22 protein-coding genes are annotated in these 20,806 nt (G+C 40.2%); 13 read left to right on the top strand and 9 right to left on the bottom strand.

Features of this window, described 5'->3' with window-relative positions; all coding sequences use genetic code 11:
• Positions 1–160 precede the first annotated feature (160 nt).
• The gene (locus tag M5121_RS04735; RefSeq protein ID WP_087536039.1) at positions 161–1,984 is read left to right on the top strand and encodes an acyl-CoA dehydrogenase C-terminal domain-containing protein; all 1,824 of its coding nucleotides are present in this window, start codon (positions 161–163) and stop codon (positions 1,982–1,984) included.
• A 53-nt stretch (positions 1,985–2,037) separates the two neighbouring features.
• On the opposite strand, the gene M5121_RS04730 is transcribed toward M5121_RS04735, so the two are convergent.
• Positions 2,038–2,709, bottom strand: a complete 672-nt coding sequence (locus tag M5121_RS04730; RefSeq protein ID WP_249570506.1) for a hypothetical protein — start codon at positions 2,707–2,709, stop codon at positions 2,038–2,040.
• A gap of 346 nt (positions 2,710–3,055) precedes the next feature.
• Here M5121_RS04730 and M5121_RS04725 point away from each other — a divergent pair, with 346 nt between their 5' ends.
• The gene (locus M5121_RS04725) at positions 3,056–3,325 is read left to right on the top strand and encodes a PspC domain-containing protein (RefSeq protein ID WP_249570505.1); all 270 of its coding nucleotides are present in this window, start codon (positions 3,056–3,058) and stop codon (positions 3,323–3,325) included.
• Positions 3,326–3,386: 61 nt separating this feature from the next.
• On the opposite strand, the gene M5121_RS04720 is transcribed toward M5121_RS04725, so the two are convergent.
• The 4 genes from M5121_RS04720 to M5121_RS04705 form a co-directional block, all read right to left on the bottom strand.
• Entirely contained in the window at positions 3,387–4,499 is a 1,113-nt protein-coding gene (locus tag M5121_RS04720; protein WP_087544136.1) for an HPP family protein, read from the bottom strand.
• Between the two features lie 111 nt (positions 4,500–4,610).
• Positions 4,611–5,027, bottom strand: coding sequence for a lysozyme inhibitor LprI family protein (locus M5121_RS04715; RefSeq protein WP_249570504.1), 417 nt, complete (start codon positions 5,025–5,027; stop codon positions 4,611–4,613).
• Between the two features lie 54 nt (positions 5,028–5,081).
• Positions 5,082–5,876 (bottom strand): TIGR03915 family putative DNA repair protein, encoded by a 795-nt coding sequence (locus tag M5121_RS04710; protein WP_179994948.1) that lies wholly within the window; start codon positions 5,874–5,876, stop codon positions 5,082–5,084.
• A gap of 2 nt (positions 5,877–5,878) precedes the next feature.
• Positions 5,879–7,141, bottom strand: a complete 1,263-nt coding sequence (locus M5121_RS04705) for a putative DNA modification/repair radical SAM protein (protein ID WP_249570503.1) — start codon at positions 7,139–7,141, stop codon at positions 5,879–5,881.
• A 301-nt stretch (positions 7,142–7,442) separates the two neighbouring features.
• Between M5121_RS04705 and glyQ the strand changes: the two genes are divergently transcribed.
• The 6 genes from glyQ (at position 7,443) to M5121_RS04675 (ending at position 13,326) form a co-directional block, all read left to right on the top strand.
• Positions 7,443–8,432: a glycine--tRNA ligase subunit alpha gene (gene glyQ, locus M5121_RS04700; RefSeq protein ID WP_004660270.1), complete on the top strand. Its 990-nt coding sequence runs from the start codon at positions 7,443–7,445 to the stop codon at positions 8,430–8,432.
• Positions 8,432–10,501, top strand: a complete 2,070-nt coding sequence (gene glyS, locus M5121_RS04695; RefSeq protein WP_249570502.1) for a glycine--tRNA ligase subunit beta — start codon at positions 8,432–8,434, stop codon at positions 10,499–10,501. Before glyQ ends, glyS begins: the two co-directional genes overlap by 1 nt.
• A gap of 67 nt (positions 10,502–10,568) precedes the next feature.
• On the top strand, positions 10,569–11,528 hold the full coding sequence (locus tag M5121_RS04690) for a COG2958 family protein (RefSeq protein ID WP_178883175.1): 960 nt from the start codon (positions 10,569–10,571) through the stop codon (positions 11,526–11,528).
• A gap of 198 nt (positions 11,529–11,726) precedes the next feature.
• A complete protein-coding gene (locus M5121_RS04685; RefSeq protein WP_249570562.1) occupies positions 11,727–12,146 on the top strand; it encodes a hypothetical protein in 420 nt (139 codons plus the stop codon).
• 36 nt (positions 12,147–12,182) lie between these two features.
• Positions 12,183–12,629 (top strand): hypothetical protein, encoded by a 447-nt coding sequence (locus M5121_RS04680; RefSeq protein ID WP_249570501.1) that lies wholly within the window; start codon positions 12,183–12,185, stop codon positions 12,627–12,629.
• 154 nt (positions 12,630–12,783) lie between these two features.
• Positions 12,784–13,326, top strand: a complete 543-nt coding sequence (locus M5121_RS04675) for a hypothetical protein (protein ID WP_249570500.1) — start codon at positions 12,784–12,786, stop codon at positions 13,324–13,326.
• 58 nt (positions 13,327–13,384) lie between these two features.
• Here M5121_RS04675 and M5121_RS04670 read toward each other — a convergent pair whose 3' ends face one another.
• Positions 13,385–14,659, bottom strand: a complete 1,275-nt coding sequence (locus M5121_RS04670; RefSeq protein WP_249570499.1) for a hypothetical protein — start codon at positions 14,657–14,659, stop codon at positions 13,385–13,387.
• Positions 14,660–14,780: 121 nt separating this feature from the next.
• On the opposite strand from M5121_RS04670, the gene M5121_RS04665 reads away from it, so the two are divergent.
• Entirely contained in the window at positions 14,781–15,560 is a 780-nt protein-coding gene (locus M5121_RS04665; protein ID WP_249570498.1) for a class I SAM-dependent methyltransferase, read from the top strand.
• Positions 15,561–15,579: 19 nt separating this feature from the next.
• Positions 15,580–16,155, top strand: a complete 576-nt coding sequence (locus M5121_RS04660; protein WP_249570497.1) for a hypothetical protein — start codon at positions 15,580–15,582, stop codon at positions 16,153–16,155.
• A gap of 44 nt (positions 16,156–16,199) precedes the next feature.
• Here M5121_RS04660 and M5121_RS04655 read toward each other — a convergent pair whose 3' ends face one another.
• Entirely contained in the window at positions 16,200–16,763 is a 564-nt protein-coding gene (locus tag M5121_RS04655; RefSeq protein WP_249570496.1) for a hypothetical protein, read from the bottom strand.
• A gap of 169 nt (positions 16,764–16,932) precedes the next feature.
• Here M5121_RS04655 and M5121_RS04650 point away from each other — a divergent pair, with 169 nt between their 5' ends.
• Positions 16,933–17,556, top strand: coding sequence for a class I SAM-dependent methyltransferase (locus M5121_RS04650; protein ID WP_249570495.1), 624 nt, complete (start codon positions 16,933–16,935; stop codon positions 17,554–17,556).
• A 14-nt stretch (positions 17,557–17,570) separates the two neighbouring features.
• Here the strand turns inward: M5121_RS04650 and M5121_RS04645 are convergent, their stop codons facing one another.
• The gene (locus tag M5121_RS04645; RefSeq protein WP_005156416.1) at positions 17,571–18,038 is read right to left on the bottom strand and encodes a Holliday junction resolvase-like protein; all 468 of its coding nucleotides are present in this window, start codon (positions 18,036–18,038) and stop codon (positions 17,571–17,573) included.
• Between the two features lie 128 nt (positions 18,039–18,166).
• Between M5121_RS04645 and M5121_RS04640 the strand changes: the two genes are divergently transcribed.
• Positions 18,167–18,811, top strand: a complete 645-nt coding sequence (locus tag M5121_RS04640; protein WP_249570494.1) for a ParA family protein — start codon at positions 18,167–18,169, stop codon at positions 18,809–18,811.
• Positions 18,812–18,884: 73 nt separating this feature from the next.
• Here M5121_RS04640 and M5121_RS04635 read toward each other — a convergent pair whose 3' ends face one another.
• The gene (locus M5121_RS04635; RefSeq protein WP_249570493.1) at positions 18,885–19,289 is read right to left on the bottom strand and encodes a hypothetical protein; all 405 of its coding nucleotides are present in this window, start codon (positions 19,287–19,289) and stop codon (positions 18,885–18,887) included.
• A 339-nt stretch (positions 19,290–19,628) separates the two neighbouring features.
• Here M5121_RS04635 and M5121_RS04630 point away from each other — a divergent pair, with 339 nt between their 5' ends.
• Complete coding sequence (locus M5121_RS04630) at positions 19,629–20,726, top strand: AI-2E family transporter (RefSeq protein WP_087544172.1); 1,098 nt, start codon at positions 19,629–19,631, stop codon at positions 20,724–20,726.
• The last annotated feature ends 80 nt before the right edge of the window (positions 20,727–20,806 follow it).

Raw genomic sequence — 20,806 nt, 5'->3', positions numbered from 1 at the left:
TCTAACAGAAAAATGATTTTCTTACTCACAACTCATTTCGAAAATTAGCTTTTCTGACAATTTTTTCCCTAGAGTTTATCAATGTATTTTTATCACCATTGTGAATAATCAAAGTATCGAAACAGATAATCCAAAACGATTCAAATACAGGATTAAGATTATGCCAGCTTATAAAGCCCCGCTCCGCGATATTCGTTTCTTAATGAATGAAGTGTTTGATTATCCTGCACACTACCAAACTTTGGCAAGTGGACAGAATGCTGATAAAGATACAGTTGATATGATTCTTGAAGGTGCGGCAGATTACTGCGAAAACGTCCTTTCTCCACTGAACCAGTCAGGTGATGAAGAAGGCTGTACCTTTAACAATGGTGAAGTCACTACACCTAAAGGCTTCAAGGAAGCTTATGACCAGTTCGTCATGGGTGGATGGCAAGGTCTTTCCTATCCTGAAGAGTTTGGTGGTCAAGGTCTACCAATGTCTTTAAACCTCATCAAGTCTGAAATGATGGGTACTGCAAACTGGTCATTCACCATGTACCCTGGTTTAAGTACAGGTTGTATGAACACCATCATCCAGTTCGGTACAGATGAGCAAAAAGCGACTTATATGCCTAAACTGGTTGAGGGTACCTGGTCTGGCACAATGTGCTTAACTGAACCACAATGTGGTACGGACTTAGGTCAAGTAAAAACTAAAGCTGAACCTGCTGCTGACGGTACTTATAAAATCTCTGGTACTAAAATCTTCATCTCTGCGGGTGAGCATGATTTAACTGAAAACATTATCCACATCGTACTTGCGCGTCTTCCAGACGCACCTGCTGGTACCCGTGGTATCTCGTTATTCATCGTGCCTAAGTTCATCCCAACTGCTGACGGCGGTGTAGGTGAGCGTAATACCGTATCTTGTGGTTCAATCGAACACAAAATGGGTATCCGTGCATCAGCAACTGCGGTATTGAACTTCGATAACGCTACTGGTTACCTCATTGGTGAAATCAACAAAGGTTTGCATGCAATGTTTACTTTCATGAACACTGCACGTATTGGTACAGCGGTTCAAGGTATCGCACACGCTGAACTTTCTTTCCAAGGTGCTTTACCTTATGCGAAAGACCGTATGTCCATGCGTGCCCTTTCTGGCAAGAAAGAGCCTGAGCGCGTAGCTGATGCGATTATTCACCACGCAGACGTTCGCCGCATGCTTTTAACTCAAAAAGCTGTAGCTGAAGGTGGTCGTTCAATGATTTATCACGCTGCCAAACTTGCAGATAAAATGGCGGATGCATTGGCAAGTGGTGATCAAGCTGCTTATGAAGCTGCTGATGACAAACTAGGTTTCTATACACCGATTTTAAAAGGTTTCTTGACTGAATTAGGTTTAGAAGCTGCAAACCATGGTATCCAAGTATATGGCGGTCATGGTTTCATCAAAGAATGGGGCATGGAACAAATCGCACGTGATGCACGTATCTCAACATTGTATGAAGGTACAACGGGTGTTCAAGCACTTGACTTATTAGGTCGTAAAGTTCTTTTAAGCTCAAAAGGTAAAGTTGTTCGTGACTATACTGCTGAAATCTTAAAATTCTGTGCTGCACATGCTCGCAACAAGTATTTACGTCGCTTCGCTTGGGACTTAACTAAGGTTTGCGCTCAATGGAACACATTAACTGTTCGCATCATGCTTGCAGCACGTAAAGACCGTGACATCGTATCTTCTGCTTCTGCTGATTTCTTGATGTTCTCTGGTTATGTAATGATGGCTTACTTCTGGGCTCAACAAGCAGTGATTGCTTCTGAAAAACTAGAAGCTGGTAACGGCATTGAAACGCCTGAATTCTATAAAGCAAAAATCAAAGTTGCAGATTTCTACTTTGACCGTTTATTGCCACGTGCACAAGGTCACGCAGAATCAATGGTAACGACTTCACGTACTTTGACTTCACTTGCTCCAGAACACTTCAGCTTCGATTACTAATCGGAACTGACAAAAAAGAGCGCTTGATGCGCTCTTTTTTTATACTCATTTTTCTATTCCGCCTTTTCAAACAAATAGGCTTTTTTAGGAAATGGATATTCCTTAAAGAACTTACGGTTGCGACCCTGATCCCCATTCCAGATTTTATCCAGATCCATCACAAGATTCTGGTCCTGATTGATCCGATAATATAAATTCACATCCACCGCATCACAGCGCACAACGATCTCTTGTTCTGTGGGCTCAACATGCCATTGCACCTGCTTACAGGTTCGCTCTATTTTGGCCATATTGCGCGATGGATCTGAACCCAAACGCCCGAAACTGGTATTGGTCCAATAAACTGAACCATCTTCTAATAAATTTAAGATATATTCCGCTTCTTTTTCATCTTTGACACAACCAGCAAATGCATCAGTACAAGGAATACGCGCATGATAGCGCCCAACATATTGCATATCTTGTTGAGTCGGTTGCGTCATATGTTTAGAAGCAACATGAGGAACTGTTGCTTGTCCAGCTACCTCAGTCAGTGACATTCCTTCACTTGCACTTGTTCGTGCTTGCTCAGCATCTAACATGACTGGAATAGAACTTTCATCACTAGTTGGCTGCGCTTGGTTTGATGTTTTCATTGAATCTGGATGATAGCTATCACAAGCACTCAAGCCCAAACTCAATAAAAATCCTACACTAACATGCTGTAAGAAGAACCTGAACTGCATATCCACAAATCTCTAATATCAACATCGTTGTCACACTTTTTTCAAAAACATCCGATGGTTCTGCAAAATATAGGAAGCATTTGAATATTCGTCTATTCCCTCAAATGGGTAATTATGGCGGACGTAACTTAATGAAATAGCAAATTAACAAAGCAGTATGCTTTAAGTCGGTGCATTTTAGGTGATACTGTCGTTTTTTCCATCAGCCTTTTACACACCGTAACGATTCTCCCATCTGTTTAAACTTTAAAAAAACCAGTTCATCCCTATCTCATTATTAACAGCGGCTTATCATGAATGAAGCCTCATTCTGTTGCTGTATCAAATATTTTAGGAGAAAAATTAAATGACCAATTCTGGTTTATATCGCTCAAACCGACAAAGCATGATCGCTGGTGTAATGGGCGGTATTGCGGAACGTTTTGGTTGGAATGCAAATTTATTACGCTTGATCTTTGTAGTGATTTCACTCATGAGCGCAGCTTTCCCTGGTATTTTGGTTTACCTGATTTTGTGGTTAGTAATTCCAAAACAACAGCAAAGTCGCATTGATTATGTACAAGGCTATAATCAGCCCGTAAAAACCGTTTATGAAGACCAAAGCATAAAACGTTAATTTCTTTGCCTCTTTTGGTCGCTACGGTTGAATTTCCCCCTAATACAACCGTAGCTTTTTTTTATTCTGATTGAAGCTTTTGACGATTGAGTTGTTGTTGAAGCGCAGCGATCATATCCGCACGACTAATCATGCCAATCAAACGTTGATTTTCCACGACAGGAATATAATTAAAAGATTTTTCTACAAAATAAGGAATAAGATCTTGAATCGGTTGTAGCGGATCAACCGTTACTACGCGATGACTCATAATTTGATGGACATAGTGTTGCCATGAATTTCTTGGATCTGTTGCACCTTTAAACCACTCCACAACCTCATACAAAGCAAGTGTCCCGACCAAATTATGCTCTGAATTTACTACAGGCAAACTCATTAAATTTACCGCTTTGAATTTATCTAAGGCTTGCTGAATATCATCATCCTCATGTAGCTTAATCACATCACGACTCATAATATCTTGGCAAACAAATGAGTGATTCAAACGTTCATTGGCATGCTCTTGTGCCTCTAAAATGATCTTTTCTAAATCATACTGACTAATATCTAATAATTCTGTGTGGTGTGCTAAAGCATGTTTAATATCTTTAGGTTGGATCGAAACTTTCTGAGTTGGTGTCGGGTCTTTGGAACGCTCATTGACATGCGCTGTAATCGGATAATGACGTCCAATCAAACGATTGAAAAAGACAGCAATCAACAAAAGTAAAATTGAGTTGAGTAATACGGGATATAAAATAAAGTGGAATCCTAAACGATGTACAGCATCACCGCCTAAAACCGCGGTAATCGCCACTGCACCGCTTGGAGGATGCAATGAATCAGTTGTCATCATCATAAAAATGGCTAACCCAACTGCGACACTAAAAGCAGAGGTTAAATCAGGTAATAACTGTGTGCATGTCACACCAATTAAACCAGCCAATATGTTGCCAACCACAACATTCCACGGTTGCGCTAAAGGACTATTCGGAACTGCAAAAAGCAGTACAGAAGAGGCACCCATCGGGGCGATATACCATGCATTCATACCGCCCAATACATACCAACTGATTAAAGAGGATATTGCTAAACCACAAAGCGCGCCAAATCCTGAAAGTAAACGTTCTTTCAAAGGTAATACTTTGTAATTCGGTTTTAAGAAATTTAGCCAGTCTGATTGGGTTAAGCTCACAATGCACCTTGCTGGAATAGTGTTGTTTCATTGGTTGCAGCAGTATACGCCGACTCAGACTGAAGATGCATTTAAATTACAGTTTTAAATAATAACGAAAACTGATCAAGGTTAATTTAAATACTCCTCCAATTGCTCCAATCGCTCTGCATATTTTTGCATGGGGCAAAACTCATACATCGGCGAACCGATATAAGCACCAGCATTACGGCACTCTTGATCGACAAAATTTTTCCAGAGTTGTTGTGATTTCATGATGTCCTGATAGCGTTCAAGCTGCTTGTATTCCTGACTCTGTTTTTTTATTTGATCCAATACCTGCACAATCTGCTTTGCATATAAAGTTTTGGTTCTGGTACTACAGATCTCCACCACAGCATTATTGATATTGCCCAGTTTTAGCTGTTGAATGGTGTCATCGACACATTGGCTATAAGGATCTATCGCTTTATCTTGCGTTTTGGCAAATACCAAAGTACTCAAACAAGCCATAATCACTACTGCTGTTTTTAAAACTAATTTAGTCATGAATGTGCTCTTTTGTTATGTTGGTATTTTTAAAATAATAATCAAAAAAATGCCTTAAACATATTTTTCATTCAAATATCGCCAATAACGTTTTGGCAAATATTGCACATGCAATTTCACATTCTGACGTTCTTTAATATTGATACTATTGAAATAATCTTTCCAAAGCTGATCATATAATTCTTCTTGTTCATCTAATTCTAATTGGAAGTTTTGACTAGCCCCATTTTCAATATTACGGTCAATCTGATGAGCATCTAGAGACACCTCATGAATCTCGTGTAAGTCATAATACAGTCCATATTTGCGTTGTTCGTCATAAATGAGCCAACGTTGATCTTGATAACGACGCTTAAAATGCGGCTGTATCAAAGGTAATACATTAAAATCAGGTCGAACTAAACTTAAAAATAAACCATCTGTGGTTTTCTTAAACCGCACAAAAGCTTCCATACGATGCTTTTCGCGCCCGACCTTTTTCGTCCATTGCGAAATCGCTAAAACACTGGGATGAGAGTAATTTTTTTCGACTGAATGTTGATGCCGAAAAACATAGATACAGTAATTAAATAAATGCTGATAGGCATCCAACGATTCCGACAAATAAGCAAAATAAAATTGTCTCAGAGATGAATGCGAAAGTTTCTGCTGTAAAGCTGACCAAACACGTGCTGCATGTTGCTCGTGATTTGGAATTTCAACTACAGTGGCAAATAAACCATGCTGTGCACCTTGGTTTAAACACAGTTGCACGTGAAACTCTTTGAATTGAAAAGCACGAAATACGCAGTTGAGTAAACCGACCATAGAGCCATCAAAGTAGTAATAAACCACCGCATCACTGAGCATGTTTAAAATCCTAAACTCAATTGCGGTGACAGTTGTTTAACGTATTTAGATGAACCCTGCGTTAATATTTGCTGACGAATATCAGTCGTAGAAAGTTCCTTTTGAAACCGTGGACTGTCTTCACAGCGAATAAAAAACTGGGCACGTGAATACGCCACACCGAGTTGCTTCAATAAATCAGTATGTATCTTGCCAAAACGACGCGCTTGCACGATTTTGTTGGCTGACTTTACGCCGATGCCTGGTACACGAAGGATCATGCGATAGTCAGCACGATTTAAATCCACTGGAAACTGCTCGGGATGACGCAACGCCCAACTCAGTTTGGGGTCTACATCCAAATCTAAATGTGGGTGTTTTTCATTGACGATTTCATTGACTTCAAAACCATAAAAACGCATCAACCAATCACTTTGATAAAGACGATTTTCACGCAACAAAGGTGGTGCTGAACCGACAGCAGGAAGATAATTATTTTCCGTGTTGATTGGAATATAGCCTGAGAAATACACCCGTTTGAGTTTAAATTCCTTGTAATGTCGATCTGCCATCACAAGTACGTCTTGATCAGTTTCCTGATGTGCGCCGACCACCATTTGCGTGGTCTGTCCTGCGGGTACATATTTTGGCACATGCTTGATAATTTGACGTTCATCTTTGAGTTGAATGAGTCGATCACGCACGAGCCCCAAGTCTTTTTGTACTTCTTGATGTGATTTTTCAGGCGCAAATGCTTTTAACCCAACCTCGGTTGGCATTTCCAGATTAATGCTCATACGGTCAGCATAAAGCCCTGCTTCATGAATCAGTTCAGGCGATGCTCCAGGAATAGTTTTGAGATGAATATAGCCATTAAAATTTTCCTCTAGACGTAGTTTTTTCACTACTTGAAGCATCCGCTCCATCGTATAGTCTGCGGATTTAAAAATACCTGAGCTAAGGAATAATCCCTCTATATAATTACGACGATAAAAATTAATGGTCAGATCAACCACTTCTTGTACGGTAAATGCAGCCCGTTTCACATCATTAGAACGGCGTGACACACAATAAGCACAATCAAAAATACAGACATTACTGAACAAGATTTTCAGTAAAGAAACACAACGCCCATCTTCGGTATAGCTATGGCAAATCCCTGCCCGACTGGCATCGCCTAAACCTTTGTCTTTATTTTTACGGTCACTACCACTAGAGGAACAGGACACATCATATTTAGCTGCATCGGCAAGAATTTGTAATTTTTCACGAATGCGATCAGACATAGCAAACACCTCAGTGACAACATCATTTCAAAGCTAACATTTCATGATTTGAAAATTAAGATTGATAAAGATGTTATGCGTCATGAGGTGACGTTTATGTGAATGGTTTCCTATTCAGGACTTTGCCAACTGGGAAAATATGTCGGCTATGGGCTACGTTTTGAATTAACTCGAAAATTAAACAAAAGCGTTTAAATAATTTATTATCAGAACTTGTCGCTGAAACGCTCGAATCCTTTGCACTGCACCCGAAAATCCTTATACTTAAGCACAATTTTTGTTTGATTCCAGTGGATGCACCATGAGTCGTGCTATATCGCATATTGATACATTTCAGGGCTTAATTCTTGCCCTACAAAACTATTGGGCGGAGCAAGGCTGCGTCGTATTACAACCATATGATATGGAAATGGGCGCAGGGACATTCCACACTGCAACCTTCTTACGTGCATTAGGGCCAGAAACTTGGAACGCGGCTTACGTTCAACCTTCACGTCGTCCGAAAGACGGTCGTTATGGTGAAAACCCAAACCGTTTACAACACTACTATCAGTTCCAAGTGGTACTTAAGCCAAACCCAGATAATATCCAACAGCTGTATCTTGATTCATTAAAAGCAATCGGCATAGATACACTAACGCATGATATTCGCTTCGTAGAAGACAACTGGGAATCTCCAACACTGGGCGCTTGGGGCTTAGGTTGGGAAGTTTGGTTAAATGGTATGGAAGTGACTCAGTTCACTTACTTCCAACAAGTCGGTGGTGTTGAATGCTACCCTGTGACGGGTGAAATCACTTATGGTTTAGAACGTCTGGCGATGTATCTTCAAGGTGTAGACTCGGTTTACGATCTTGTTTGGACCAAAGGTCAATTCGGTACAGTCACTTATGGTGATGTATTCCATCAAAATGAAGTGGAACAATCGACCTATAACTTCGAATATGCACCAGTCGATAAAATGTTTGAGCTATTCGATTTCTATGAAGCTGAAGCATCTCGTTTAATCGAAGCTGAACTGCCACTCCCTGCTTACGAACAAGTGATCAAAGCATCGCATTGCTTTAACTTGTTGGATGCCCGTGGTGCGATTTCGGTAACTGAACGTCAACGTTATATTTTACGTGTCCGTACTTTGGCGCGTTCAATTGCTCAAAGCTATGTAGCTGCACGCGCGAAACTTGGTTTCCCAATGGCAGAACCACATTTGCGTGATGAAGTATTGGCTCAACTTAAAGCACAAGTTGAGGCAGAAGCAGCCCAAGCTGAAAAAGCGAAGGAGAATAAATAATGACAAAGCATACTGTTTTATTCGAACTTGGCTGTGAAGAACTTCCACCAAAAAGCTTAAAAACTTTACGTGATGCTTTAAAAGCTGAAACAGAAAAAGGCTTAAAAGATGCAGGCTTAAACTTCACTGCAATTGAAGCTTATGCTGCACCACGTCGTTTGGCACTCAAAATTGTTGATATTGATGCAGCTCAAGCAGACACACAAAAACGTTTTGACGGCCCTGCGGTACAAGCCGCTTATGATGCTGAAGGCAAACCGACTAAAGCACTTGAAGGCTTTATGCGTGGTCAAGGCATCACGGTTGATCAGCTTTCGACGTTCCAAGCAGGTAAAGTAGAAAAAGTTTGCTTCTTGAAAGATGTCAAAGGTCAAAGTCTTGATGCTTTGCTTCCACAGATTTTACAAGCAGCATTGGATAATTTACCAATTGCTAAGCGTATGCGTTCAGCGGCAAGCCGTACTGAATTCGTTCGTCCAGTAAAATGGGTGGTATTGCTTAAAGATGATCAAGTGATTGACGCAACCATTCAAGATCACAAAACAGGTAATGTGACTTATGGTCACCGTTTCCACGCGCCTGAAGCTGTAGTTTTGGCACATGCAAACGACTACTTAACAACATTAGAAAATGCGCATGTTGTTGCTGATTTTGAAAAGCGCCAAGCGACGATTCAAGCACAAGTCAAAACTTTGGCAGATGAAGTCAATGCGACTGCGATTGTACCAGCAGACTTACTTGATGAAGTCACAAGTTTGGTTGAATGGCCTGTTGCGTTACGTGCAACTTTTGAAGAGCGTTATTTGGCTGTTCCTCAAGAAGCTTTGATTACCACCATGCAGGATAACCAGAAGTATTTCTGCTTAATCAATGCTGAAGGTAAATTACAACCTTACTTCATTACCGTTTCAAATATTGAGTCTAAAGATCCGACTCAAATTATTGAAGGGAATGAAAAAGTTGTACGTCCTCGTTTGTCCGATGCAGAATTCTTCTTCTTACAAGACCAAAAGCAACCGCTTGCGTCTCGTAAAGAAAAACTCGCGAATATGGTATTCCAAGCACAATTGGGTACGCTTTGGAACAAATCAGAACGTATTGCGAAATTAGCCGTTGCGTTGTCACCAATTACGGGTGCAAATGCAATCGATGCGGAGAAAGCAGCGTTACTGGCGAAATGCGATTTGACCTCTGAACTTGTGGGTGAATTTCCTGAACTTCAAGGGATTGCAGGTACGTATTATGCGCGCCTTGAAGGTGAAAATCATGAAGTTGCCGAAGCGTTGGGTGAACAATATCTACCGAAGTTTGCAGGTGATGTGTTACCGCAAACCAAGACAGGTACAACGATTGCCCTTGCTGACCGTTTAGATACGCTGGTTGGTATTTTCGGGATTGGTCAAGCACCTACAGGTTCTAAAGACCCATTTGCATTACGCCGTTCTGCTATCGGTATCTTACGTTTGATCATTGAAAATGAACTTGATGTGACGATTGAAGAACTGGTTAACTTTGCGCTTCAAGGTTATGGCGACGTTGTTCAAGATCATGACAAGACCCGTGCGGATGCCGTTGCATTCCTTGAAGGTCGTTACCGTGCTAAGTATGAAGACCAAGGCGTTGCGGTTGATGTGATTCAAGCGGTTCAAGCACTTGCACCAAAATCTCCACTTGATTTTGATAAGCGTGTGACTGCGGTCAATCATTTCCGTACATTACCAGAAGCTGCTGCACTTGCTGCTGCAAATAAGCGTGTTGCCAATATTCTTGCCAAAGAAGCGACACCAGAAGGTGCTGTGGTTGAAGCGCATCTAGTTGAAGCTGCTGAAAAAGCACTTTATGCAGAACTTCAAACATTGACACCAGTGGTTCAGCCTTTACTTGCTGCACGTAACTATACAGAAGCGTTGTCTAAACTGGCTGCGCTTCGTGCACCGATTGATGCGTTCTTTGAGGGCGTAATGGTCATGGCAGATGATGCTGAATTAAAAGCCAACCGTTTACGTTTACTCGCTCAGTTGCGTGATTTATTCACAACGATTGCAGATGTAAGTGTATTGCAGGGTTAATGTTAAGTCATTGATGAATATGATAGACCCTGCTATAAATTAGTGGGGTTTATTTTTAGAGGCAATAATGAGCAAACTTTCTCAACCACAGCGTGTATTTGAGCTTTTAAAACAATCACCGTTAAAAAAATTTAAAGCTCGAGATATTGCCGAAGGAATTGTTACTTTATTTCCCGAAGATTATGTGGAAAAACGAAAAAACCCACGCTTCAAAACCGATGACGAGTTTATTAGTCAAGTGTTTGCTGAAATTGGCGCACACAAACATGGCATCCTAAAACTATCACCCTATATTCATGTACAAGACAAACCTCGACCGCGTGTGTATTGGTACGACCCAAATCATCAAGCTGAACATGGCGAATCTTTTGCCAATGAAGAATTAACTTCAAACGAAAATTTTGAAGAAACTGAAATTAATCTCCCATTGATTAAATCAGGAAATTTATCCGAGCATGATTTATACCCCCTACTGATTGAATTTTTAAGAGTACAGTTCGGTTTATATTGCCTGAGAATTGATGAAAAACGCTCTAAAAACTCTCGTGGGCAAAACGGCAATCAATGGTTACACCCCGACATTGTTGCCATGCAACCTTTAGATAAACACTGGCATGAACTCGTTAAAAGCTGTGTTAAACATGGCTCTGGTCAAAATGTGCGTTTGTGGTCATTTGAAGTCAAAAAAGAACTCAACAGCTCCAATATTCGCAGTAGCTTCTTCCAAGCAGTCAGTAATTCCAGTTGGGCAAATGAGGGCTACCTCGTAGCAACATCTATATCAACAAATGAAGTTGAAGAGGAGTTGCGAATGCTTTCGGCTTTGCATGGTATTGGCGTTATTTTACTCACTCCAGAAAATCCGACTGAAAGTGAAATTTTACTTCCTGCCAAACGCAAACAAGAACCCGACTGGCAAACGATAAATCGAATTTTGAAAGAAAATAGCGACTTTAAACATTTTATTGATTTAGTCGCAAATTACTTTCAGACAGGTCGCACCTACCAAGAAAATTGGAATAAATAAGGCATAGGACATTTGCCTACATTTAGCGATGTTAAAAGCAGGCAAACCGTCATCCTTGCGACTGATTCATACAAAGGACATCAAAGCACAACGGTTTACGCACTGTATCAATTTCACATCACCTACATTCTTTTCTTGAACTTGGCGATAAGCTATAAAACTTGAATTGCAACATTATTGCCAAAAGGATAAAAGATGATGAAGAAAATACCCGCATTGTGTTTAGCGACTGCAGTGATCGCATCGTCTTCTCTCTGGGCAGCCGAAACAAATACAACTACGGCGAATGCAAATACTGCAACGGCTGAAAAAACACTTCCTTATGGTGACAACCCTAGCCTTGGTCGTGTATTGCTGTATAAAACAGGCAAAGGGCTACAAAACTTAGGTGGCTCGATACAAGGTGCATCTGAAAACACATCGCAAAAAATCAGTGAAAAGTGGAAAACCACCAAAGAATACACTGCTGAACAATCCGTCATTGTTCAGGAACAAACCGAAAAAGCCAAACAATATACTGCTAAAAAATGGCAAGACACCAAAGATGCAGTTGTGGGTACCAATGATGGAAATGTTCCTATTGAGCGTGCTGAACTGAGCCAACCCTCATCAAATTAATACGATTGAACAAAATTTATAGGAATGAATGAAACAATGACAGTTATGCCTTTTAAAACCATTTTGCTTTGTTTAGTCAGTAGTATTGGCTTTACCGCGTGTTCAACGCTCTCCAGCCAAGCCGAGCAGCCTTTACAACAACTGCAAGTGGTTCAGAACATTAATGCCCTACCCGATACCAAGACCAATGCCGCATCCTTAAATAAATACAAGAATCATTGCATGATCCAGTTTACAGGTTATTTTGATGGTGGGCAGAGTACGGAATCATGGGAATTTAAAGGCAATCAGTTGAGTCGGGCTTTTTCTGAGACCTATCAATATGTGCCGAATCGTTTATTCAATGCCGCCACTGAAAAACCTGTATTAGATCAGAAAACGCGAAAAACCACAGTATTTGACATTCAGAAACCTGAGGTAAAACATAACTTTGACAAGTTAAAAAGCTACTTTAACCAAACCGTTTTGGACCAATGTAGCTAAGTTTGCCATCTCCATAATTTCTATCCAAAGTGTTTTTAAGCTGTAATGTGCTTGTAAAGTTTTGCTGAAATGCATACATTTCTGCTTTTTGCCCGCTATGATGCAGTTGCGTTGATGAAGTACCCCAAACGGTACATCGCTTAAGGAAATCGCAATGAAGAAAATGATCAAAACAGCTATCGTCACAACAACTCTACTTGCTTCTGCCTCTATTTTCGCACAAAATGTTGGGGTCAATGCCAATGGCTCAGCTCAGGTTAATGTCCAGTCTGGTGGCTTGATTAGCGGTGTTGCAGGTGCGGTCAAAAATACTGCTCAGGGCGTAGGTCACGCAGCTCATCATGTTGGTCATGCTGCTGTACACACAGGTGTAAATGTGGGTTCACAGGTGGTAGACAAAACCGCGAAAGTGGTTAAAAACACTAAGGATTATGCGGTAGAGAAAGCTGCTGATGGCAAGGAGTTTGCTGCTGAAAAAAGAGCAGAAGCAAAAAAACGTCATCAGCAACATCAGGCTGAGCAAAAGTCGATTGGCCTGAATACCCAAGCAGGGGTTAACGTTGGAAACTCATCCATTCAGGCACAAACGGGCTTGAATGCAGACAGGAAACAGGCTCAGGCAGGTGCAAATGTTGGCGTGAAAGTCTTGGGCGTAAATGCCAATGTCGGCACCCATGCCAAAGTGGGTGCAAATTAATTTTCTAACCCATCGTTAAAAGCCCTTTGCTTAAGCAAAGGGCTTTTGATTATGTGATTTAGTCTATCAATTGTAGTTTGGTCTGCTCATCTGCATGATTTTCAACAAACTGACCCAATCCCTGTGCATCACAACTCAAGGTCAAGTTTTTATAACTGAGTTGATAAAATTCAGGATAGCGTTTAAAAATCAATAAAGACTGATCCAAAGCCAAAGCTTCACCGACTTTAACTAATTTATGAATCCCACGATCATTCATCGTCAAAACATAAGATTCTGCATTTAACTCAAGTTCAACAACGGCATTCGCACTAGCTTTCAATGGCAGCAAATATTGTTGATTCGCCTGAATTGCTTCAGCGTTATAAGCCTCTAGCTTTAAGCTGACTAAATTAAAAACTAACCATGTATTCTGAATCGTGCGAATGGTCAGCACTGAGCTGTCCATCTGTTGCATAAAATGCGGATGAATACCTAACTTCCGTAAATTTTGCTCAGTACCCTGTTGTAGATTAAATAATTGTTGAACCAATTTTTGCTTAAGAACAGCATCAAAATAACGTTCATCTAATTCAAAATTGTTATTTTGCAAGATTCGTAATAAAGCTTGATGATGCCTGCTCAATAATGCATCTAGTACATGGCGATAGTAGAACTTACTTTGCTTTTTAACCTCTCGAACACGCTTATAAAAATAAGTAATCTCAAAAGGTTGCTCAACAAAATCATTGAGTAATTGCGAACTTGCCAAAACCGAGAGTGCTTCATGTCCTGTAAAAGGCAAATGAATCACATGCATCTTTGGTAATAAGGGCTGTATTTTTAAGAAATGTTCTTTATCTTCTGCATAGTATGGATCATAGACAATGATGTATTCACGAGACGAATCCACTTCATCTGCCTGAATCTGCATATTTTGATGAATAGATGCGTCAAAAAATTCTGCATAACGGCGATCATGAACCACATCAGGGTCTATCGAATATTGTGGTACAAAAGCAACGATTTTATGCATATTCAATAAATTAGAATATTTAATCGCGGCGTAGCCTCCCATTGATCCACCATAACCCACAATCTGCTCAAACTGTTCTAAGATCGGCTGAATCTGTCGCTGCATCTCAAGCATGCTGCTTTGAGGAAACCAAGATTTTTGCTTCGGCATAATACCGATGACATTGTATTGATATTTTATGAGTGATTTTTCAGCATTAATTGACATTCCTTTGGCACGACTAATCAAATCGCCAAACGAAACCACTAAAGTGTCACTTGAACCTTTTAAAAAAATAACGCGAATATGTTCATCTTCAAATATTATTTGCTTATCCATGCTCACACTGAAAAATTAATCCTAGGCTTGTCGCAAAAAGCCATCAAATGATGTCTTTGCCAAACCCTATTTGCGGAGTATCTTATTTTATAGAGATAAGACAGATTAAAAAGCGCAAAAAATGACACAATCCTTACATCCTTCCGCTCAAAAAGGCTTTAGTTTAGGGGCTGAACTGTATCAGCAAGTTCGTCCCAGTTACCCGCAAGAAATAGCGGTTTGGCTACAAGATCGCCTCCATATAGGTGAAAGTTCCACTGTTATTGACCTCGGTTCAGGGACTGGCAAATTCTTACCTTTCCTACTTCAGACACAGGCAAAAGTGATTGCCGTTGAACCTGTGACAGCCATGCGAGAACAACTGGAGCAAAGCTATAGCACAGTCGAATGTCTACAGACTTCAAGCGATCAACTTCTGGTGAAGGATGAATCCATTAACGCCATTATTTGTGCCCAATCTTTTCACTGGTTCTCAAATATCGAAACGCTCAAGGAAATGTATCGGGTATTAATTCCTACGGGGCATCTTGGACTGGTTTGGAATCAACGTGATATTACTGTTGACTGGGTCAAAGCGTTGGCCGATGAAATCGCCCGATTTGAAGCAGATACACCACGTTATCATAGTGAGAAATGGAAACAGGTTTTCGAGCAACAACAGCTCTTTCAATTCAACGGTCTTCAGACCTTTCAACTCCAACATACAGGCACAGTAGAACAAGTGGTCAGCAAACGGTTACTTTCCACGAGTTTTATTGCAGCAATGCCAGAACATCAACAACAGCAACTGAAAGCAAAATTTGAACAAATTGTATTTGATTTTACAGGCCAAACTGCTCAAGATCAGATTGATTTTCCTTATACAACATTTGCCTACCATTTCCAAAAAATAGCAAAGTAACAATAAATCAGGTGTTTCTATGACCTTTAAATTTAAAACCACGATTGCACTCAGTTGCTTGATCAGCTCTACACTATTACTGAGTGCTTGTAACAAAGATCCTAAAGCACCCTCTCAGCAAGAACAGCAAACTCAAAATGCTAATGATGCCATTGGTCAGCTTAAACAAATCCCGATTAAACAGTTCCCTACAACGGCTGACGATGCGCATGATATTGCGATTTTAGATGACTATGACCGTCGTTTTACCGAAATGAGCGATAGCATGGAAATAGAACTTGCAAAGATGAAAGAAGCCAATACGCTCACTCCAGCGTTTGAACAGCAACGCCAAAAAGATAATGTTCAATCGGCATTGAATATGCTGAAAGAGTTAGAACTTAAAACAGAACAAGGTCGATATATTCAAGGACTTTTATATGAATACTGGGATAATCAAGCCAAAGTACTTGAGCAAAGTACCTTAGCGAGTACCACAGAAAATACTGATACGGCCAAACAAGTTGATCATTTAAATGAATATCTACATGCGCAAAGCCAACTACACCATTGGAAAAGTTCTCAACCAACAGAAACTAAAAAGGCTGGTGAGTGATATAAAAAATTGAGGGTCATACGACCCTCTCTTGTTCAACAAGATTAGATTTTTTGTTTTTCTATCCACTGAATTGAATTAACACGGAATAACTCACAAGCACCATCACCCGTATCCGTAGCTGTTAAAGAAGATCGCCAAACCAAATCTTTATCCCGAATCTCAACCAACTCACCTTTCAACTGCACCAAATCTCCACGCTTCACTTGTTTGATTTGCTGGGCAATTTCAGGATTTGCGGGAATAATATGCATATTGGAAACCATTTGCATGGCTTGATTTGCAGGAACAGGTAGTTTATCTATTTTCCAATTCAAATAGCGGTCATATTGATTTACTGAGATTTTACGTGCGATCTCGGGCTTGGCAAACAAACCCCAACTCACGGCATAATCAATCGGAGAAAATTTTGCTTGTTCGTCATCTTGGTACATTTTAGAACCAAGAATACGGAAGTTGCCATAAAAAGGCTGTAACACCGAAATAGACTGATCCTTTGCGATCGGCGATAAACCATTGGCAATGTTATATTCTATTCCGCTGGTCGATGCATGTGTCTGCCCAAGCATAACCACCATGCCTAAACTCATCCATAGACGTTTTTTCATGGCTCATCACCCTCAAAATCTAACTAAATTCTTAGAAAAGCGTATATCTTCATAGTATGCTTAGACGATGAAAAAAATTACTTTTTTTAGTAACAATCAAACTTACTTTAGTCATATTTTTGTGGCTTTGTTACTGATTTCTCTAATCTGAATCAACGAATGGATCTCTATGATTTATCAATTCTATCAACGTCGAGTTTTCCCATATTTACTCAATCAAGTCATGCAGACTGCAAGTTTGATGGATAAGCGTCGTGAATTATTGGTTCCTATCGAAGGTGAAGTCCTCGAAATAGGTTTTGGTACAGGTTTAAATATTCCTTTCTATGGCAATGTTGACTCACTTTATGCTTTGGAACCCAATCCAGACATTTATCATCTTGCCGTTGAACGAGTTCAGCATGCGCCTTTTTATATTAAGCATGTACAATCCAGCGCAGAAAAACTTCCATTCGCCGATGCAAGTTTAGATCATATTGTTTCCACATGGACTCTCTGTAGTATTCCAAAACTTGATGTCGCCTTAGCAGAAATTTATCGAGTATTGAAACCTACAGGCACCTTTCATTTAATTGAGCATGTGAAACATCCTGACTCGATCAAATTACAATCCTTACAGACCCTACTCACTCCGCTACAAAAAAGGATTGGAGATGGATGCCATCTCAATCGCGATATTGAACGACACCTTGCACAAGCTAAATTTAAATTTCTTGAAAAAGAATATTTTGATGCAGATGGTATTCCTGCGATTGCACAAAAAATGCTGTTGGCTCGCGTGCAAAAGTTATAAATTCAAAGCAGTCATTAATTTTCAAAATCAATTCTTAGCGTTTCAAAACGAATACGTCCTTCACGTACTGCTTGAGCAATTGCCTGCTGTCCTTTGCTCAAGCGCGCACCACCACTTTTAATATCAAGTAGAATCACTTCAATATCGTCTGCAGTCCCATCACCATCACGAAAATCGGTATAGCCATCAAAAACCACGTAATCGACAGGATCACCGAGAAATTTTGCATCACTGGGTAAATACTGAAATTCAGGTAAAATCGGCGCAAACTGTTCTGCCATTTTTCCTTTTAACACCGCACGACTTGTATTTACACTACGTTTCTGTGCATCTAGCAAAGCTTGCTTATGTTCTAATTCTAATTCAGCAATATATTTTTCATATTCCGCCTGAATACGACCATTCCGCGTATTGGACAAAATCAGCGTGGTAATCACAACACCAATACAACCACCAATTAACATTGCAAGCCAAACTGACATAAAACTTTCCTTTTTCTGAATCTGCTATTTAACTGCAACATTAAACTTTTGTCATGTGTCACACACTCTACTGAAAAAGATGCTAAGGTATAGTTGAATACAAAACGCTTGTTAAAAAATCTAATTTCATGAAGACAATATTAATTGCAAATCAAAAAGGTGGCTGTGGTAAAACCATGACAGCCATTACGCTTGCCACAGCACTGTCACAAAAGGGCTATAAAGTCGCGTTGGCTGATGCTGATAACCAAAAATCATCATTACAATGGTTAAAACAACGCCCTGAAACTGTTGCTGCCATTCAAAGCCTCGACTGGAGGCATGAGAAATCAATTGGTGATGCACCCAAACATCTCGATTATTTAATCATTGATGCCCCAGGCGCACTGTCAGGTGAGCATGCAGAACAATTGGTCAGCGAAGCCCATGCCATTGTGACGCCTTTACAGCCCTCATTCTTTGATATTGATAGTACGCGTCGGTTCCTAAAACATTTACAAGACATCAAACGTATACGTAAAGGAAAAGTACAAATTCTGTTGATTGCCAATCGCGTGAAAGCGAATAGCTCTAGTTCAAAAGACATTCAAGACTTCTTTAATAAGATTGAACAAGAGCCTGTCGCATGGATTTCAGAACGTAGTGCTTATGGCACGTTGGCTATGCAAGGTTTAAGTATTTTTGATAAACCACAGAAAAATTTTGTGAGTATTCAAAGCCAATGGCAACCCGTTCTGAATCAGTTAGTCGATGATCCAACCCAATGGTTTTAAGCCGCCTTGCTCCATTAGCAGGATGGAACAAGGCATGAGGCCATTGATGTAACTGCATTAATAAAACTTATCTTTATTTAGGTTCAATGAAAGGTGCGGGATTTGGGCTAGGTTGGTCTGTGTCATCACCTTCATCTTTCAGGTTATGCCTCATTTCATCACTATCGAGGTTTTCCATAGCTTTACGGATGGTCTCGTTACCGTGACTTCCATCATTTGACTGGATTGCCTGTTCACGTTCCGCACCTTGCTCCTGTAGTGCATTTTCAGGATTTTTAGGAATATCTTCCCTTTCTATAGCCTGCTGTAATTGATCACTGTCCGTCAGGCCTTCCACTTGCTGATAACTGAGTTTATCACCGTTCAAGAGGGTAGTCACTGCGCTTTCGGCTTGTGTACGATTGCTGTTATTCGGTTGTGAATGATGGTCCTGACCTGTTTTTGGAGAGGTATTGTCCTGATTATTTAAATGTGTCATCGAACTGCTCCTTAAATTCACTTTATGGATGTGTGATGAATTCAATATAACAATACGCTTTGTAACTCTTTGCCAACTCTTGTATTAAAGTCGATAGCAAATGTTGCTATGGTAAGTTGCTGTATTGCAGTCTTAAAACTTTCGTAAATGCTGAGATATACATATTGCCGATCACGGGCCACTCCATTGAAAATAATCGGCTGGCTGAAACATGCCAGCGGTTTAGCCCCTGATTCCATTTAGAGATTTCAACGTGAAATTACTGAATGAAAATTTTACTGGACGCATTTTTCAGTTAATATGATTTTATTCAACTTTTAGCCCTAGAGACGGAAGCTTGTGCAACAATACGCTCCCACATTACAACGTGTTTTATTGTTTGGACTGTTCTTTGTCTTAATGTATTTGGGATTCAGCATTCTCAAATACTTTATCGTCCCTGTTCTTTGGGCAGCGATTATTGCTTATATGACATGGCCTGTTTATTTATGGGTACAACGTCGCTTTTTTGGTGAAAATCGACCAACGCTAAATGCAACGATCATGATTACGTTGGTCATTTTAGTGATTGGGGTTCCCTTTGTTTGTGCCATTTTCATGCTGCAACTCGAAGGTCGAAATTTATATTTTAATTTACAAAAACAATTATTTTCAGGTCATATTCAAGTCCCCGAGTTTATAAAAACACTTCCGATTGTTGGTAAGGATATCAGTCGTACAGTCAATGAATTAAGTGCCGATCCGAATAGTATTGCGAAGAATGTTGCCGAATGGATACAAGGTCATTTGAGCTATGGCCGTTTTGTACTGAGCGAGATTAGTCGGAATTTAGTTAAACTGACCTTTGCAATCATGACGTTGTTCTTTTTCTATCGTGATGGGCAAATGATTTTATCTCAGGTGAGTCGCGCCTTAGAAAAGATCATTGGTCCTCGCGTACATCATTATTTAGAAACCATTTCAGAAACAACACGCGCTGTAGTGTATGGCGTGGGATTAACTGCTGTGGCACAAGCCATTTTAGCAGGTCTCAGTTACTTTGTAGCAGGTGTGCCTAACCCAATGCTACTCACCATGGTGACGTTTATCTTGGCCTTAATTCCATTTGGAACTCCTATCTCCTATTTAGGGGTTGGTTTATGGTTATTTGCTCAAGGCCAAACTGTCGAAGCAATTGGTGTGATTACATGGGGTGTCTTGATTGTAAGTAGTTCAGATAATGTGATTCGACCTTTAGTTATCTCAGGCGCAACTCAAATTCCATTCATTTTAATTATGTTTGGTGTGCTAGGAGGAATCGCAAGTTTTGGTTTAGTGGGCTTATTTATTGGTCCAGTCATCTTAGCTATTTTACTGGCAATCTGGCGTGAATGGCTGCATGAGAATGTTCAGGAGCCAATCGCTGCCATTGAAGCGCCACCTGAAACAAAGTCGTAATCTATTTACACGATTTACCATTTAATCTTACTGACAACTTGCGAGTTATCCCATACTTTATTTGAATCAAACAAATAAAG

Origin of the sequence: Acinetobacter sp. ANC5681 (assembly GCF_023488045.1) — a bacterium.
GTDB lineage: Bacteria > Pseudomonadota > Gammaproteobacteria > Pseudomonadales > Moraxellaceae > Acinetobacter.
Note: the sequence above shows the minus strand (reverse complement) of the source record. Positions and strands in the feature narration are given on the sequence as shown.